This window comes from Rhodococcus jostii RHA1 (assembly GCF_000014565.1).
Classification (GTDB): domain Bacteria; phylum Actinomycetota; class Actinomycetes; order Mycobacteriales; family Mycobacteriaceae; genus Rhodococcus_F; species Rhodococcus_F jostii_A.
On the sequence record NC_008268.1, the window covers coordinates 232068 to 247564 of the forward strand.

The window sequence follows — 15497 nt, forward strand, 5'->3', positions numbered from 1 at the left end:
TGAGCGAATGATCGAGTACATCCGAGACGGCGCGGAGATCTACCGCCAGTCCTTCGCCACGATCCGTTCCGAGGCGGATCTCAGTGCCTTTCCCGAGGACGTCTCGCAGGCCGTGGTCCGCATGATCCACGCGAGCGGTCAGGTCGACCTCGTGGACGACGTCGCGTTCACCCCCGGCGTCGTGAAGGCCGCCCGCGCGGCGCTGGCGGGCGGCGCCCCGATCCTGTGCGACGCGCAGATGGTGGCGGCAGGCGTGACCCGGAAGCGTCTCCCCGCGGACAACGAGGTGCTCTGCACGCTGCGCGACCCCCGGGTCCCGGTGCTGGCGGAGCAGATCGGGAACACCCGCTCGGCGGCCGCGCTCGAATTGTGGGGCAGCAAACTCGAGGGTGCCGTCGTCGCGATCGGCAACGCCCCGACCGCATTGTTCTACCTGCTGGACATGATCGAATCCGGTGCACCCCGGCCCGCCGCGATCGTGGGCGGTCCGGTCGGTTTCATCGGTGCCGCGGAGTCGAAGGAAGCGTTGATCGAGCACCCGAGCGGACTCGACTATCTGGTGGTCCGCGGCCGCCGGGGTGGCAGTGCCATCACGGCTGCGGCGCTGAATGCGATTGCGAGCGAGGTCGAATGAGCTCCGAAGAGCGCGTGACCGGCAAACTGTGGGGCGTCGGCATCGGACCGGGTGACCCGGAACTGGTGACGGTGAAGGCCGCGCGGGTCATCGCCGAGGCCGATGTGGTGGCGTTCCACAGCGCCCGGCACGGCAAGAGCATCTCCCGCGCGGTCGCGGCGCCGTACCTGCGTGAAGGCCAGATCGAGGAGCACCTCGTCTACCCCGTCACCACCGAGACCGTCGACCATCCCGGCGGCTACCAGGGGGCGATGGACGAGTTCTACGAGGAGGCGTCGCAGCGACTCGCCGCCCACCTCGACGCCGGCCGTTCGGTCGCGCTCCTCGCGGCGGGCGACCCGCTGTTCTACAGCTCCTACATGCACATGCACAAGAGGTTGGTGCCTCGCTTCGAGGCGGAGGTCGTTCCCGGGGTCACGTCGATCAGCGCCGCCTCCGCCGCACTGGCGATGCCGCTGGTCGAGGGCGAGGAAATTCTGACCGTCCTGCCCGGAACGATGCCGCCCGGCGAGCTGACGCGGCGCCTGCGGGAGACCGACGCCGCCGCCATCCTGAAGCTCGGACGCACCTACCCGGCCGTCCGGCAGGCGTTGAAGGACTCCGGCCGCATCGACGAGACGTGGTACGTCGAGCGGGCCAGCACGACCCGGCAGAAGATCGACGCCGCCGACGACGTCTCGGACAGCGACGTCCCCTACTTCTCGATCGCCATCGTGCCCAGCCCGTCGAACGCCCGCCGCGACGACGCGGCACCGCAGGGCGAACTCGTCGTCGTCGGGCTCGGTCCCGGCGACCAGGCCTGGACGACACCGGAAGTGCAGCACGAACTGTCGCTCGCCACCGATCTCGTCGGCTACGGCCCCTACATCGACCGGGTCCCCGAACGTCCCGGCCAGCGCCGTCACTCCAGCGACAACCGCGTCGAGGCCGAACGCGCCGCGATGGCACTCGACCTGGCGAAGAACGGGTCCCGCGTCGCCGTCGTGTCGTCCGGTGACCCGGGTGTGTTCGCGATGGCCGCCGCGGTGCTGGAAGTAGCGGCCGAGGAGCAGTGGCGCGGCGTCCCCGTGCGTGTCCTGCCCGGCATGACCGCCGCGAACGCTGTCGCGAGCCGGGTCGGCGCACCCCTCGGCCACGACTACGCCGTCCTGTCGCTGTCGGACCGGCTCAAGCCGTGGGACGTGGTGGCGCAGCGCATCTCGGCGGTCGCAAGCGCCGACATGGCCTTCGCCGTATACAACCCGGCGTCGAAGTCACGCACCTGGCAGGTCGCCGCGATGCGCGACCTGGTCCTCGAGCACCGCTCCCCCGACACCCCGGTGATCATCGGCCGCGACGTGGCCGGCGCGCAGGAGTCGGTGCGGGTCGTGCGGCTCGCGGACCTCGACCCGGCCGAGATCGACATGCGGTGCCTGCTCATCGTGGGCTCCTCCATGACGACCGTGGTCGAGAACGAACACGGGACCAGGGTGTTCACGCCCCGGCGTTATCCGGGCTGAGTACCTCAGTCCACGCGGCCGGAGCGGAGTTCGGTCACCGCGATCCGGGCGGCGTGCCCGATCGCGGCGTCGACCACCGGTAGTACGGGGTCGGTTCGGGCGGCGCGGGTGAAGACGGCGACCGCGACGGGCGTCTCACCGGGAAACGTCACGACGGCCACCTCGTTGCGGATGGCGCCGATGGTCCCGGTCTTCCCGGCGACGTCCACCTCGGAATACGGGAACCCGGACCGGATGCGGTGCTGCCAGATCTGCGCGGACATCACGTGCCGGACGAACTCGCCCTGCGGCCCGGGCACCGCCCTTCCGGTCCAGATCGCGTCGAGAAGCGAAGTCATCTCCCGCGGTGTCGTCGCGCTCGCATACGACGGGTCGTAGGCGGATACCGTCCACGCCTCGTCGTTGTCGGCCAGCGCCGCGAATGCTTCGGCGGTGGTGTGCGCATGGGCGTCGATCACCAGACTGCGGTGCGCATCCGCTGTGCCGCCGATGATGCGCGTGCTCGTCATGCCCAGCTCGGACAGTGTGCGCTCGACGCTCGCCAGTCCCACCTGCCCGAGGACGAGGTCGGCGGCGGCGTTGTCGGACACGGTCATCATCGACAGTGCCAGATCCCGCCAGCTCAGCACCACCGGATCACGGAACGTCGACACCCCGGTCGGTCCCGGGGTGCAGTCGGCCGGATTGACCCGGACGGACGCGGTCGGCGACAACTCCCCCGATTCGAAAGCGCGGCACAGGGCGACGAGTAGCGGAAGCTTGTAGACCGATGCCAGCACCACGAGATCGTCCGCGCCGACCGCGATGTCACCCGCGTCGCCGCCGGTCGGGGTCCCGACGCGGCGAGCGTGCAGCCATCCGGTGCACCCGGCGTCGGCGAAGACGTCACGGATCCGCTTCGCCGCCGACGGCGTCATCGACCGGCCCTCAGCAGCACCCGGTCGAGGGCGGCAGCGGACGGTGCCACGTCGGTCCCCGAGCGCCAGACGATGCGCACGCGCAGCGCGAGGTCTTCGCGCAGCAGATCGACCCAGGCCACACCCGGCATCACCGTCGGTGCCGTCGCCGTCACGCCGAAATGACCGCCTGCGGCCACGTGCGTGAAAATTTCGCGCGGACCCGGTGCGACCACGATGTCCGGGTCCAGCCCTCGGGCCCGCCACAGGTCGACGAACAGGTCGTGGGCAGGCGGATTGTCCGAGCGTGGACCGGTGGCCAACGCCAGCCCGCGCAGCATCCGGACCTGTGCCTTCTTCGCGACCGCCGCCGGGTGGTCGTCCGGCACCACCACCCACCGCCGAAGCTTCAGCACCGGCCCGCTGTCGAGACCGGTGAGCAGAGCGGGATGCTCGACCACGGCGACGTCGAGACTGCCCGTGCGGACGGCGTCCACGAGTTCGGTGGTGGACGCCGTGGTCGTCACCACCCGGGTGGGCCGGGTCTCGTCCGCGTCGCGGAGGGCACGGACACACCGCACCACCACACCGTCGGCTACCGAGTGCGGGACACCCCATCGCACCACCGCGTCGCGACCGCCGGCGATGCGGTGCGCCTCGTCCTCGAATCGGGCGGCGTCGGCGACGAGAAGTCGCGCACGCGGAAGCAATTGGCGTCCGGCGTCGGTGAGTCCGATTCCGCGGGCACTGCGATGGACCAGCTCCGCGCCGAGTCGCTGTTCGAGCCGCCGCACTCCCTGTGACAGCGGCGGCTGCGTCATCCCGAGCCTGGATGCGGCGTTGCCGAAATGTCCCTCCTCCGCAACGGCGACAAAGAAACTGAGGTGGCGGAGCAGATCCATGGCGACCATTGAATCAGTTCCGGCCGCCCCCATCTCGCGACGCCATCGTTTCCCGGGCACAAAACGTTGCCCTGAACTGGGGTGATAGCGCGCCCGACTCGCGACGACGCCGCTTTCGTCTTTGCGCTATGAGTGTCCGCATCCGACATTGGATCCATGTCCACCCACCGAAATCATCCGAAGCCCAGGCGCACCGGTCGCCGAGGTGCCGTCGCCCTCGCGCTGGCTCTGCCCTTGCTGCTCGGGGCGTGCACGGCCACCGCGGAGCAAGCCCAGCCCACCACATCGGTGGCCGCGATACCGGATCGCCGGTCCCTCGACGCGACGATCGACGCCCTGGAGGCGCAGTACTCCACGCGGATCGGAGTGACGGCCGTCAATCCCGCGACCGGCGAGGTCTACAGCCACCGGGGTGACGAACGGTTCGCGATGTGCTCCACGTTCAAGGCCTACGCATCCGCGGCGGTTCTGCGCAAGACCGAGGACGGGTCGACGTCACTCGACAAGACGGTCGTGATCGAACCCGGCGACCTCGTCGAGAACTCGCCGGTCACCGCCGCAGCGGTCGGCGCCCCGATGACGTTGGGGCAGATCGCCGAAGCCGCGTTGACGCAGAGCGACAACACCGCCGGGAACTACCTGCTCCGGGAGATCGGCGGGCCGCAGGCGATCACCGCCCTCGCCCGGGACGTCGGCGACGGGGGCACACGGCTGGACCGGTGGGAGACCGAACTCAACACCGCATTCCGCGACGACCCCCGGGACACGACGACACCGAACGGCCTCGCGCAGGGTTTCCGGGCGCTGCTCCTCGGAGATGCCCTCGACACGGCGAGCCGCGATCAGCTTCTCGAGTGGATGCGGGCGAGCAAGACGTCGGACAAGCGAATGCGCGCCGGTCTGCCGACCGGGTGGACTGCCGCCGACAAGACCGGTGGCGGCGGGTTCGGCACCGCCAACGATGCCGGTGTCGCGTGGAGTCCGGACGGCGCACCCCTCGTCCTCGCCATCCTCACCGACAGCCTCACCAATCAGCAGGACGCGCAGGGAAACAACCAGGCGATCGCCGACACCACCGCGGCCGTCATCGAAGGCTTGACTGCGCCGTGAGCCATCTGAGCAAGGCGCGGGGAGCCGGCCGACCTGTGACGGCCCGACTCCCCCGCCGCCGAAGGCTACGGGCGACGGCAGTCTCGTGCACCCGTACCAAACCTCGCTCTCGACTGCACAGGTGACCCACTAGCTGGTGGGTCGAGGTGCGGAGCGAACTGCCGCTAGCTCACGACGTCGTGACCGCGCATCGCCCGGCGCAGCGGCCTTTCCGTCTTGGCGACGCGCCGCCCGGCCACCGTCAACATCGGGCGCGGAATGCCGATACCCATCACCGGCACCCCTGTCACATACCCTTCCCGGTAGAGGTAATTCGACGCATCGGCCACTTCGTCCCGGTTCAGGGGCGCGGGCGCCCAGCCAACGGTCTCACCGATGGCATCCGCGTCCAGAATCGGACTTCGGTACCCTTCCGTGGTCTTCGCGAGAAGCCAACGCAGAACAGCGTCACGAACCGCCCACTGACGATCGGTAGCTGCATTCACATTTCAGTCCTCCGGTAGATGCCGTTGATGCTTGCATGCACCATAGCCACCGCCCAGGAATAAGCAAGTTCGTGAGCGTTCCTGCGGTTCTTGGGATCTCACGGAAGGATGCTTCCAGCTCGGCACCACGTTCGAGTCGGATACCGAAGTGGACTTATCCACTTTCCTGGGTATGGTCGGGATCAGTTCGTGGTTGCCACTTCCGAAGATGGAGCGACAATGGCTGACAAATCCGCCGTCAAGAGTTCGAAACAGTCCGCACGCGCACTCAAGGAGCGCCGGGCGGAGAAGCGGGCGAAGGCCCAGGAGTCGACGGCGATCATCCGAAAGAGGAAGGGCTGAAGTCGCATTGAAGGTTCACGACGTGCTCAGCTGGCGATGAAGCGCACCACCGTCCCCATAGTCGGTGCTGGTAATGATGCGGTTGCCTTTCACTTCCAGCATCTGTACTCCGGCCAGGTGCACACTCCGCCCTTTCGGCCCGTACGGGCCCAGGCGGCCATTCAAGTGGCCGGATAGTGCGTAGGTCACCGCCGCACGGTTGCCATCGATGAGCGTGTCATCAAGGTTCGAGACCGGCGGCGATCTTCTCCGGTGTGCGATGGTCCGCGCCGGTTGCGATATCGCGGTGCCGACATAGCGGAGCGTAGAGCTTTGCGACGTCCGCGGGGCGGTGGGGCGACCCGTAACTCGAACGCGGGGACAGCGTGTTCGGTGTGAAGGACTCGCTGATCAAGAACTTCGTGGAGCAACCCCCAGGGACACCCATCCCCGATGGGCGCCGCATCGGCGACCGGACCTGGTCTCGATGCGGGCTCGACATAGTCCGTGCACCAGAACAGATTTGATTCTCGCCGTCGGTGCATGCATAGCTCTGCCACGAAGGACGAGGAGGCCCACCCCGGCCCGGCGCACGGAACGTACACAACCCTTGACTCGGACACCTACCATCCGAGTAAACTCGGACAATATAAATCCACGTTAGGAGACGGGTATGAAGATCGTCATTTTCGGAACCGGACTGATCGGGAGTCAGGTCGCATCAAAGCTGACCGAGACCGGTCACGACGTCGCTGCACTCGGTCGCGGCGACGGCATCGACACCACCACCGGCAAGGGCGTCGCGGAGGCTGTGGAGGACGCCGACGTCGTCGTGGACCTGACCAACTCGCCGTCATGGGAAGACGACGACGTCCTGGCTTTTTTCCGCGAATCGACGAACCACCTGCTCGCCGCCGAAGAGGCGGCAGGCGTCCGGCACCATGTCGTCCTGTCCATCGTCGGCGCCGACCGGCTCCCCGACTCCGGATACATGCGCGCCAAAGTCGCCCAGGAGGATCTGGTCAAGTCCGGCCCCATCCCCTACTCGATCGTGCGGTCGACGCAGTTCTTCGAGTTCATCGCCGGTATCGCCGACGCAGGCACTGTCGGCGACACGGTTCATGCGACCCCGGCACACCTTCAGCCGATCGCCTCGCACGACGTCGTCACCCGGGTAGCCGAAGTCGCCGTGGGCGCCCCGCTCGACGGCACGATCGAGATTGCCGGGCCGGAACCGCTCGGCATCGATGCACTCGTTCGACGGCTGTTCGCGGCGACCGGCGACCAGCGGACCGTGACCACCGACCCCGACACCGGCTATTTCGGCGCCAAGCTCGATGACGCTGCGATCACACCGACACCCGGCGCCAATGCCTGGATCGCACCGACCACGCTGGACGAGTGGTTGCGCGAACACGCCTGACACGATGATGCAGTACCACCCCACAACACCGACACCGGGGCGTGGATAGAGTCGTGGCCATGAAGCTTTCCGGCGGCGTGGAGTGGGCACTTCACTGCTGCGTGGTTCTCAGCCAGGCCGAGAGCCCGGTACCCACGGCCCGGCTGGCCGAACTGCACGGTGTGTCGAAGACCTACCTCGCCAAGCATCTACAGTCGCTCGCACGTGCCGGCCTCGTCCACCCCACCGAGGGGCGCGATGGCGGATACGTCCTGACCCGCGCACCCGAGGCCATCACCGTCCTCGACGTCGTCCAGGCCGTCGACGGAACCGAGCCCGCCTTTCGGTGCACCGAGATCCGCAGGCAAGGAGTGCTCGCCGCCCCTCCAGAGCAGTGCCGCTCCGCGTGCGGCATCGCGAAAGTCATGGCCGGTGCCGAACAGGCTTGGCGCGCATCACTATCGAGTGTGACGATCGCCGACCTCGGCGCAACGATAGACCTCACCGTCCTCAAACACATCTTGGCGACGTCTACGACCTGAGGTCACCCGCGGCAGACGGAACGCGAGATTCCTGACTTCCCCCACCGTGAACCGCCCTACGATCGATGGATGGAGACCGGAACCGACGAGACCAAGACCTGTTCGTTCTGCCGCGGTCCGATCGGATACGAGATCAAGGACGCTCATGCGGGCTTCGCGTCACTGCCCCCGGGTAAGCGATATCGCGTCTTCCACTGCATGAATCGATGCCCACGATCGGCGCCGGACGGCCTCGAATGCGGACACCGCCACGAATACCTCTGACCCGTCCGTCAATGCTCGCCGGGAGCGTTCGGCCCAGCGGGGTCATGCCCTGCTCACCCGCGTGAGAGTCCGGGCTGAGTCTGAATCTGTCCGGGACCGCCCTTGAAACCGCCGGCCTTGCCCACCGTCCATTCCCCGTCCGCACCGCATACCAGGGCGCCGTTGCGGTCTCCGGGCTTGCCGTACGTCACTGTCTCGTTGCCCTGCGAGTCCGTGTTCACGATCGGGCACGGGCCACCGGTGGGCCCGTTCGGGCCGATCGGCTCGGCATGCGCAACGGACGCCGCCCCGAAGGCACTCAGGACGGGAAGAGCAGCGAAAGCGACAGCGGCAATGGTGCGGCGGGCGTTGATCATTCAGTATCTCCAAGGGATGGTCGGATAGTGCTTCGTTGACAGGTACAACTCTGCCCACTCCAGCGCCCGAACTGAACCAACCCTCGGGGGGCTTCGCGGCACCCCTGGGATGGAATCACCCCACCCTTACGGAGATCGATCGCAACATACCGACTTCCGGGATCGGGTGTTCAGAGCCGGTTCGGACCCGAACCTTCCACGGCGAGTTGGTCTTCGGGATTGAGCAGATAGCACGCCTTCATCGACAGGCAACCACACCCGATGCATCCGGTGAGCTCGTGTTCGAGACGCTCGATACGCTTGCGCTGATCCTCGAGCTGCACCCGCCACAGCTTCGATACGCGCTGCCAGTCGCGGATCGACGGCATCCGGTCGGCCGGGAGCGTCTCGAACACCGCTCCCACGTCGGCCAGTGGAATCCCGAGCCGTTTGGCCACCACGATCAGCGAGATCCGCCGGAGCATGTGCCGTTCGTACCGGCGTTGATTCCCGGACGTCCGCGTCGACGCGATCAGTCCGAGCTGCTCGTAGTAATGGAGCGCCGAGACGGCCACACCGGTCCGACGGGACACCTCCCCCACCGACAGCAGATCCTTCGGATCCAATGACATCACATCCGCCCCTTGACCTCGAGTCCACTCGAGATTTTAGCGTGGTGTGCATGACATCGACCGCCCCGTCACCGGCCAGCTGGTCCGAACTGCTCGGACCCCGTTGCCGCTCCACCTCCGCCGTCCTCGCCGGCGGTGTGGGACTGCACGCCGTCAACATCTTTCTGACGACGAGCCTGCTGCCCACCGCCATCGGCGAACTCGGGCGCGAATCGCTGTACGCGTGGAGCGCGACCGTCTTCATGGTGGCGTCCGTGATCTCGTCGATGACCGTCAGCCGGCTGCTCGCACATCGCGGGGCGCTCGGTGCGTACCTGTTCGCCCTGGTTCCGTTCTTCGTCGGCACGATGATCTGCGCCGTCAGCCCGTCGATGGAGGTGCTCCTCGTCGGACGAGCTGTCCAGGGGGTCGGTGGGGGCCTGCTCGCGGGGCTCGGTTACGCGGTACTGCGCGAGGCGCTACCGGAGCATCTGTGGGCCCGCGCGACCGCGCTGGTCTCGGCGATGTGGGGCGTCGGAACCCTGGCCGGACCGGCGATCGGTGGGCTGTTCGCGCAACTCGGCCAGTGGCGTCTCGCGTTCGTCGCCCTGGCAGTGGTCACCGCCGCCATCGCCGTGATCGCGCCCCGGGCGTTGCCGCGCACCGAGCGTGTGCGTGGCGGAGAACCCGTGCCTGCCACGTCACTCGTCCTGCTCACCCTCGCGACGATCGCAATCAGCGTGGCGAGCATCGTCGGCAACCGGACCCACATGCTGGCGCTGATCGCGGTCGGTGCCGCGTTCATCGTTCTCTTCCTGGCCTGGGAGCGGCGATCACCGCGCCGGGTGTTGCCGCAGTCGACGTACACCCGGGCGTCGTCCCTGAAGTGGATCTACCTCACCATCGCGGTGCTCGCGTCCGGCACCGTGTCGGAGGCCTTCACACCGCTGTTCGGTCAACGACTCGCCGGACTGGTGCCGTTTGCCGCAGGATTCCTCGGCGCCATGATGTCGGTGGGATGGTCGGCGACCATGATCTTCAGCTCCGACATCTCCCGCCAGCGTGCGCAGACGGCGGCGAAGATCGCCGGACCTGCGGTCCTCGCCGCCGGCCTGCTCCTCACGGCGGCACTCTGGCGTGACGCCGCCGGACCGGTCACGGTGATTCTGTGGGCGGGCACCCTGGCCATCGCAGGTGCCGGAATCGGCCTCGCCTTCCCACACCTGATGGTCGCCGCCATGCGGAGCACCGACGACGAGCAGGAGGGAGCGAAGGCCGCGGCCGGGCTCAACACGGTCGAGTTGATCGCTATGGCCGTGGGATCAGCCGTCGCCGGTGTACTGGTCAATCTCGGTGCGCCCTCGACCCTCGCCTCCGCACGACTACTCTTCCTCGGCCTCGGCGTCATCGCGGCGGTCGGCGTGTTCACCGCGTACCGCGCGACCCGGCAAGCCGAGCGCGAGGACGCCGGACGGCCCTACGTCCGCGACGCGAAGTGAGCTGCGCGACGCAGAATGTCGTGGGCACGGGCGAGCTGCGGCGGATGCCCGCCGTGGGTAACACGACTACCGTCCGCACCCAGACGCGCGATCGTCGTTTCGGCCCAGGAGATATCGTTCGAGTCGGGTGCCAACGCGGTGTTGATCACCGGCACCTGCTCAGTAGCGAGGGTCAGTTTTCCGGTCATCCCCATTTCACGAGCCAGTCGCGTGTCGTCCCGAACGGCCTCGGCGTCGAGCGACAGTGTCGGTCCGTCGATTGGGGCTCCGATCCGGGCAGCCCGGCTCGCATTGACGAGCCGGGATCGGGCGTACGCCAACGCCATCGGGGTTCGCCCGGCACCGGTGTCGCGGCAGTAGTCGCCGATCCCGAACGCGAGACGAGAGACGGGAGCGGTGCGAGCGATGTCGTCGGCTGCCACGATCGCGGCCGCGGACTCGACGAGAGCGACCACCGGAATACCGGGAATCCCTTCAGCGGTGTCCCGTACCTGTTCGGGCGATTCGGTTTTCGACAGCATCAGCCCGCGCACTCCGGGCAGGCCGCGGATCGCGTCGAGGTCGCGCTGCCAGTGCGGGGTGGTCGCGTCGTTGATCCGCACCCAACCTGCATTGCGTGCGAGCCACTCGGCGGTGCGGGCGCGCCCCTCGTCTTTCGCAGCGAATGGCAAACCGTCCTCGAGGTCGATGACGAGCGAGTCGGCGCCGGACGCAGCCGCCGCCGCGAGGACCTCGCTCCCGACTGCGGGAACCAGAAGCCAACTCCGCGCCATTGCGACGCCGACCTCGCTGCGCTGGGCTGTCTCGACACTCATTCTGCTCTTCCCTCGGCCATACCGAGGAGTCTGCGCGCGGCCGGGAGGCGACGCACTCGACGAAGCGGAGTGCGCCGACGGTGTCCGGTCACCGCTTCGTCAGGTGCGCCTCCGATCCGCGCAGTCCACCTCAGAAGTCGAAGCCCCAGGAGGCCGGATTGAAGACGACGCGGTACCAGACGTTGGTCGGTTCATCGAACGTGCACGGCACGATCACGGCTCCCGACGTCTGTTCGAGCGCCGCGGCCTTCCCGCAGAAGTACTCCGCGCCTTCACCGGACGTCTCGGCACGGTAGACGGGGCCGATGTGCCATGGTTCGGCACTCGCGGTTCCGGCCCCGACGGTGGCTCCGAGGACGAGGGGCGCGGACAGTATCCCGACCAATGCTGCGGTACGCCGAGCCGACTTCTTCTGCACGGGATCTCCTTCGTAGGCGACGACACGACAGTTCTGTGTGATTAGTTCGCACAAGAACCGTCGGACGTTACCGGGGAGCCGACGCCCGCTCCTCGAACACCTGACCCGACCCGTTCTGCTCGGCAAGTTCACGCGCGCTGTTCAGCGCTTCCTGGGCCGCCGCCTTCACCGCTGCCTTCACCGCGGCGGAATCGTCGACGGTCGCAGGCGCTTCGACAACATCCGGCGTCTCGACAACGTCCGGCGTCTCGACAACGTCCGGCGTCTCGACGAGGTCAGGAGTCTCGACAGGGTCGGGAGTTTCGATGGCCGGTGCAGGTGCAGGCGTGGTGTGGGGTACCTCGACGGGCGCTGTGCCACCCTTTTTCAGATACTGTCCGCACACGGGCCACGCGCCGGGGCCCTGGGTCTTCAGGACGTTCTCGGCGACCCGGATCTGCTCGGCCTGACTGGCTTCCGAGGCCACGCCCGTTCCACCGTTGGCCTTCCAGGTTTCCGGTGTGAACTGCAGTCCGCCGTAGAACCCGTTTCCGGTGTCGGTGGTCCAGTCGCCGCCGCTTTCGCACTCGGCGACTTCCTCCCAGTCGTGCGGGGCGCCTCCGGCGGTTCCGGCGCCCAGCCCGAGCAGAACGGTGACGACCGCGCCGATCAGGGCGATCCAGCCGAGGGTGTACTTTTCCATGTTGCGAGTGGTCATGCTGGCTCAATCCTCTCCGCGCGTGCGGACGCGGCGTGCCGGCGACAACGCCTCGGTTGTCGGCCGTCCCTTTCGGTGCCTCGTCCCGCGCCTCGAAGGTGTCGGGATTACGAACCCGCGTCGGCAGATCTGCAGCGGCGGGCCCCCGAACGTGGCCTCCTCCCGAAATTCACACGGCATGAACAAGGTACGGATGTTCGACTATTGAGAAACGCGAGTGAAAATTGTGCTGTTCTGAGGTTTCGATACCGTTTCGACGTCATGTCGTGACAATTCCGTAATGCGTTGGGCGGGCAGGCGAATGCCCCAGCGGCTCACTCATTCCCGCCCCACGGCGTGGTCTCGATTTCGACACGGCCCAGCGCGGCGAACCTCCGCGGCCCGCAGGCGTGGCGGCAGACGCCGCCGTCCCCCGATCCGAACGAGATGAGCAGCCCTCGACAGCAAAGCATCTCGACATCATTCACCGAATTGGTGACGGGTCAGGGAAGCAAACCCTGACGTCGGGCTTCCACAACAGCTTCCTGCCTGCTGCGTACCTCCAACTTGCCCATGAGATTGCGCATGTACGACTTGACGGTCTCGACGCTCAGCGACAGCCGGTCGGCGATCTCGGCATTGCGGCACCCCAGCGCCACGTGCGCCAGGACGTCACTCTCACGCCGCGACAGCGTCACCGTCGATGGGTCGCCCGGCGCGGTAAGTCGGCGCAACTTCTGCTCGACCGCCTGCACCTCGGCGCCGAGACCGTCGTCGCCGAGCCTGTCCGCGATGTCGCGAAGCGCGAGGTAGCTCTCGGTGATCGCTTCCGACACGCGCACGTCTCGCGGAACGCCGCGATCTACGCCGCTCGACGCGGCGAGCATGGCGAGCCTGCGGTCGACTTCGTCCCGGATGTCGAGCTCGCGCGCCAGCCTGGCCGCCCCGCGCATCACCCGGTCGGTCACCCGGTCACCGAGCGGGCGGTTGGCGCGCAGTCCCCCGTAAAGGGTGCCGCGCGTGCGGCCACGAACCACGACGGGGACCGCGAGCAGGGTTTCGATCCCCTCGGCGCCCACCTGGACGTCGTACTCGTGCGTGATCGACTCCGAGTTCGAGTAGTCCTGGATCCCGATCGGGCGCTGCTCCGCGATGGCGCGACCGCCGACGCCGCACTCCGCGTCGATGACGAGGTCGCGCAGGATCGTGCTCCGTGTTCCCACGAAGCCGGACAGCGTGAGATGCCCGCCCTCGACCGTGCCTCCGAAGAGCACCGGAAAGTCGGTCTGCCGCCGTAGGTCGCGTAGTTCGGCGCGGATCGCGTCGGTGTCGCTGGGTCTCAACGTGTCGTTCACTGGCACTCTCATATTCGGCAATACCCACTTCGGAGGGTAGCGGTGCCGGCCTGACGTTCCCTAACGTCATCCGGGGCGTGTAGCGCCCGTCACAGTAGTCTCACCACATCTCGGAGGTTTCCAGTGTCCGGACCGACCCTCTCGACCGCGAACCACACACCGCTCAGCCCGCTGCGCTTCCTCGAGCGCTCGGCGAGCGTGTTCCCGGACCGGATTGCCGTCGTTCACGGCGACCGCCGCTACAGCTACCGCGAGTTCGGCGACGAGGTCGAGCGACTCGCCCGGGTCCTGCGGAGCCGGATCGAGCCCGGCGACCGCGTTGCATTCCTGTGCCCGAACACCCCCGAGATGCTGTTCGCGCACTTCGCGGTGCCCCTCGCAGGCGGCGTCCTCATCGCGCTGAACTCGCGGCTGGCGGGCCGCGAACTGGAGTACATCCTCGAGCACTCCGGAACGAGCCTGCTGTTCGTCGACTCCGAACTGGTCGGATCCGTCGCGACCGCCCGCGAGGCGGTCCCGAGTCTGCGCGAGGTGATCGAGATCCCCGACTCGACGATCGCGCGGCCGATGGTCCCGGAGGGGATCGTGACCGGGATGTACGCCGACTTCCTCGCCGCCGCGGACGACGTGGACGGCACCCCGCTGCACTGGGGTGTCGACGACGAACAGCAGGTGATCGCGATCAACTACACGTCCGGAACCACCGGGAAACCGAAGGGCGTGATGTACACGCACCGCGGTGCCTACCTCAACTCCCTCGGCGAGACGTTCCACAACGGCTTCGCCGGGTCCACCAAGTACCTGTGGACGCTGCCGATGTTCCACTGCAACGGCTGGTGCACCCCGTGGGCGGTCACGCAGGCCGCCGGCACTCACATCTGCCTGCGGGCGGTGCGAGCCGATGCGATCTGGGACGCCATCGACACCCTCGGTGTCACTCACCTGTGCGGCGCTCCCGCGGTGTGCTCCACCATTGCCGAAGCGCCCCAGGCACATCCGGTCGACGCCCTGCGAATCACCACCGCCGGGGCACCGCCGTCACCGACGGTGATTGCCCAGCTGGAGGCGATCGGCGTCACCGTCGTCCACGTGTACGGGCTGACCGAGGTCTACGGGCCGTACACGATCTGCGAGTACCAGGACTCGTGGAGCGATCGGACCGCCGAGGAGCGTGCGTCCCTGCTGTCCCGGCAGGGCGTGGGCATGGTGCAGGCGGAGAACGCCCGCGTGGTCGACGCGCAGATGAACGACGTGCCGGCAGACGGCGAGACCATGGGGGAGATCGTGCTGCGCGGCAACAACGTGATGCTCGGCTACTACCGCGATCCTGAGGCGACTGCGGAAGCGTTCGCGGGTGGCTGGTTCCACACGGGCGATCTCGGCGTCATGCACGCGGACGGTTACATCCAGCTCAAGGACCGCGCGAAGGACATCGTCATCTCCGGCGGCGAGAACATCTCGACCGTCGAGGTGGAGCAGGCGATGATGACGCATCCCGCCGTACTCGACGTCGCGGTCGTCGGTGTCCCACATCCCAAGTGGGGTGAGCGGCCCAAGGCATTCGTCATCGTGAAGAAGGGGGCCACCGTCACGGCCGAGGAACTCGTCGAGCACACCCGTGGGCGCATTGCGAAGTTCAAGGTTCCCGACGAGATCGTCTTTCCCCTCGAACTCCCCCGCACTCCCACCGGGAAGGTCCTCAAGTTCGAACTTCGAAATTCGAACTGACGCAT

Annotated in this window: 19 protein-coding genes and 1 pseudogene; 10 read left to right on the forward strand and 10 right to left on the reverse strand. The window is 67.6% G+C overall.

Annotation, left to right across the window (positions count from 1 at the left end; translation table 11 throughout):
• Window positions 1-7 precede the first annotated feature (7 nt).
• Both RHA1_RS00895 and RHA1_RS00900 read left to right on the forward strand, forming a co-directional pair.
• Window positions 8-634 (forward strand): precorrin-8X methylmutase, encoded by a 627-nt coding sequence (locus RHA1_RS00895; protein WP_009472718.1) that lies wholly within the window; start codon window positions 8-10, stop codon window positions 632-634.
• Window positions 631-2133: a precorrin-2 C(20)-methyltransferase gene (locus RHA1_RS00900; protein ID WP_011593487.1), complete on the forward strand. Its 1503-nt coding sequence runs from the start codon at window positions 631-633 to the stop codon at window positions 2131-2133. Before RHA1_RS00895 ends, RHA1_RS00900 begins: the two co-directional genes overlap by 4 nt.
• 5 nt (window positions 2134-2138) lie before the next feature.
• Here the strand turns inward: RHA1_RS00900 and RHA1_RS00905 are convergent, their stop codons facing one another.
• Complete coding sequence (locus tag RHA1_RS00905; RefSeq protein ID WP_009472720.1) at window positions 2139-3050, reverse strand: serine hydrolase; 912 nt, start codon at window positions 3048-3050, stop codon at window positions 2139-2141.
• A complete protein-coding gene (locus tag RHA1_RS00910) occupies window positions 3047-3940 on the reverse strand; it encodes a LysR family transcriptional regulator (protein WP_009472721.1) in 894 nt (297 codons plus the stop codon). The genes RHA1_RS00905 and RHA1_RS00910 overlap by 4 nt, the downstream gene beginning before the upstream one ends.
• A 147-nt stretch (window positions 3941-4087) precedes the next feature.
• Between RHA1_RS00910 and bla the strand changes: the two genes are divergently transcribed.
• Window positions 4088-5041, forward strand: coding sequence for a class A beta-lactamase (bla, locus tag RHA1_RS00915; protein WP_009472722.1), 954 nt, complete (start codon window positions 4088-4090; stop codon window positions 5039-5041).
• 164 nt (window positions 5042-5205) lie between these two features.
• Here the strand turns inward: bla and RHA1_RS00920 are convergent, their stop codons facing one another.
• Entirely contained in the window at window positions 5206-5526 is a 321-nt protein-coding gene (locus RHA1_RS00920; RefSeq protein WP_011593489.1) for a hypothetical protein, read from the reverse strand.
• A 219-nt stretch (window positions 5527-5745) separates the two neighbouring features.
• Between RHA1_RS00920 and RHA1_RS52825 the strand changes: the two genes are divergently transcribed.
• Window positions 5746-5868 carry a hypothetical protein gene (locus tag RHA1_RS52825; RefSeq protein WP_009472724.1) on the forward strand — a complete coding sequence of 41 codons (123 nt, stop codon included), beginning with the start codon at window positions 5746-5748 and terminating at the stop codon, window positions 5866-5868.
• 15 nt (window positions 5869-5883) lie between these two features.
• Here RHA1_RS52825 and RHA1_RS49185 read toward each other — a convergent pair whose 3' ends face one another.
• A complete protein-coding gene (locus RHA1_RS49185; RefSeq protein ID WP_237726821.1) occupies window positions 5884-6057 on the reverse strand; it encodes a nuclear transport factor 2 family protein in 174 nt (57 codons plus the stop codon).
• 158 nt (window positions 6058-6215) lie between these two features.
• Here RHA1_RS49185 and RHA1_RS51445 point away from each other — a divergent pair.
• The 4 genes and pseudogenes from RHA1_RS51445 to RHA1_RS00935 form a co-directional block, all read left to right on the forward strand.
• Window positions 6216-6374, forward strand: a pseudogene (locus RHA1_RS51445) (hydroxyquinol 1,2-dioxygenase); the annotation flags it as partial.
• Window positions 6375-6520: 146 nt separating this feature from the next.
• Window positions 6521-7270 carry an SDR family oxidoreductase gene (locus tag RHA1_RS00925; protein WP_011593491.1) on the forward strand — a complete coding sequence of 250 codons (750 nt, stop codon included), beginning with the start codon at window positions 6521-6523 and terminating at the stop codon, window positions 7268-7270.
• 59 nt (window positions 7271-7329) lie between these two features.
• Window positions 7330-7791, forward strand: a complete 462-nt coding sequence (locus RHA1_RS00930; RefSeq protein ID WP_011593492.1) for an RrF2 family transcriptional regulator — start codon at window positions 7330-7332, stop codon at window positions 7789-7791.
• A gap of 69 nt (window positions 7792-7860) precedes the next feature.
• Complete coding sequence (locus tag RHA1_RS00935; RefSeq protein ID WP_005246414.1) at window positions 7861-8055, forward strand: hypothetical protein; 195 nt, start codon at window positions 7861-7863, stop codon at window positions 8053-8055.
• Between the two features lie 53 nt (window positions 8056-8108).
• Here RHA1_RS00935 and RHA1_RS00940 read toward each other — a convergent pair whose 3' ends face one another.
• Both RHA1_RS00940 and soxR read right to left on the reverse strand, forming a co-directional pair.
• Window positions 8109-8411 (reverse strand): hypothetical protein, encoded by a 303-nt coding sequence (locus RHA1_RS00940; protein WP_009472729.1) that lies wholly within the window; start codon window positions 8409-8411, stop codon window positions 8109-8111.
• A 170-nt stretch (window positions 8412-8581) separates the two neighbouring features.
• Window positions 8582-9022 (reverse strand): redox-sensitive transcriptional activator SoxR, encoded by a 441-nt coding sequence (gene soxR / locus RHA1_RS00945; protein WP_009472730.1) that lies wholly within the window; start codon window positions 9020-9022, stop codon window positions 8582-8584.
• Window positions 9023-9072: 50 nt separating this feature from the next.
• On the opposite strand from soxR, the gene RHA1_RS00950 reads away from it, so the two are divergent.
• Window positions 9073-10500, forward strand: coding sequence for an MFS transporter (locus RHA1_RS00950; RefSeq protein ID WP_050787224.1), 1428 nt, complete (start codon window positions 9073-9075; stop codon window positions 10498-10500).
• Here the strand turns inward: RHA1_RS00950 and RHA1_RS00955 are convergent.
• The 4 genes from RHA1_RS00955 to RHA1_RS00970 form a co-directional block, all read right to left on the reverse strand.
• Window positions 10479-11315 (reverse strand): HpcH/HpaI aldolase/citrate lyase family protein, encoded by an 837-nt coding sequence (locus RHA1_RS00955; RefSeq protein WP_009472732.1) that lies wholly within the window; start codon window positions 11313-11315, stop codon window positions 10479-10481. The two genes, RHA1_RS00950 and RHA1_RS00955, sit on opposite strands and share 22 nt — an antisense overlap.
• A gap of 130 nt (window positions 11316-11445) precedes the next feature.
• The gene (locus tag RHA1_RS00960) at window positions 11446-11733 is read right to left on the reverse strand and encodes a hypothetical protein (RefSeq protein ID WP_009472733.1); all 288 of its coding nucleotides are present in this window, start codon (window positions 11731-11733) and stop codon (window positions 11446-11448) included.
• A 67-nt stretch (window positions 11734-11800) separates the two neighbouring features.
• A complete protein-coding gene (locus RHA1_RS00965) occupies window positions 11801-12430 on the reverse strand; it encodes a transglycosylase family protein (RefSeq protein ID WP_011593494.1) in 630 nt (209 codons plus the stop codon).
• Between the two features lie 482 nt (window positions 12431-12912).
• A complete protein-coding gene (locus RHA1_RS00970) occupies window positions 12913-13764 on the reverse strand; it encodes a LuxR C-terminal-related transcriptional regulator (RefSeq protein ID WP_041810902.1) in 852 nt (283 codons plus the stop codon).
• Between the two features lie 123 nt (window positions 13765-13887).
• Between RHA1_RS00970 and RHA1_RS00975 the strand changes: the two genes are divergently transcribed.
• A complete protein-coding gene (locus tag RHA1_RS00975; RefSeq protein ID WP_011593496.1) occupies window positions 13888-15492 on the forward strand; it encodes an acyl--CoA ligase family protein in 1605 nt (534 codons plus the stop codon).
• The last annotated feature ends 5 nt before the right edge of the window (window positions 15493-15497 follow it).

Excerpts from the sequence above, each read along its gene's own strand:
- RHA1_RS00895 (WP_009472718.1), top strand. The coding sequence starts at position 8 with ATGATCGAGTACATCCGAGACGGCGCGGAGATCTACCGCCAGTCCTTC.
- RHA1_RS00900 (WP_011593487.1), top strand. The coding sequence starts at position 631 with ATGAGCTCCGAAGAGCGCGTGACCGGCAAACTGTGGGGCGTCGGCATC.
- RHA1_RS00905 (WP_009472720.1), bottom strand. The coding sequence starts at position 3,050 with ATGACGCCGTCGGCGGCGAAGCGGATCCGTGACGTCTTCGCCGACGCC.
- RHA1_RS00910 (WP_009472721.1), bottom strand. The coding sequence starts at position 3,940 with ATGGTCGCCATGGATCTGCTCCGCCACCTCAGTTTCTTTGTCGCCGTT.
- bla (WP_009472722.1), top strand. The coding sequence starts at position 4,088 with ATGTCCACCCACCGAAATCATCCGAAGCCCAGGCGCACCGGTCGCCGA.
- RHA1_RS52825 (WP_009472724.1), top strand. The coding sequence starts at position 5,746 with ATGGCTGACAAATCCGCCGTCAAGAGTTCGAAACAGTCCGCACGCGCA.
- RHA1_RS00925 (WP_011593491.1), top strand. The coding sequence starts at position 6,521 with ATGAAGATCGTCATTTTCGGAACCGGACTGATCGGGAGTCAGGTCGCA.
- RHA1_RS00930 (WP_011593492.1), top strand. The coding sequence starts at position 7,330 with ATGAAGCTTTCCGGCGGCGTGGAGTGGGCACTTCACTGCTGCGTGGTT.
- RHA1_RS00935 (WP_005246414.1), top strand. The coding sequence starts at position 7,861 with ATGGAGACCGGAACCGACGAGACCAAGACCTGTTCGTTCTGCCGCGGT.
- RHA1_RS00940 (WP_009472729.1), bottom strand. The coding sequence starts at position 8,411 with ATGATCAACGCCCGCCGCACCATTGCCGCTGTCGCTTTCGCTGCTCTT.
- soxR (WP_009472730.1), bottom strand. The coding sequence starts at position 9,022 with ATGTCATTGGATCCGAAGGATCTGCTGTCGGTGGGGGAGGTGTCCCGT.
- RHA1_RS00950 (WP_050787224.1), top strand. The coding sequence starts at position 9,073 with ATGACATCGACCGCCCCGTCACCGGCCAGCTGGTCCGAACTGCTCGGA.
- RHA1_RS00955 (WP_009472732.1), bottom strand. The coding sequence starts at position 11,315 with ATGAGTGTCGAGACAGCCCAGCGCAGCGAGGTCGGCGTCGCAATGGCG.
- RHA1_RS00965 (WP_011593494.1), bottom strand. The coding sequence starts at position 12,430 with ATGACCACTCGCAACATGGAAAAGTACACCCTCGGCTGGATCGCCCTG.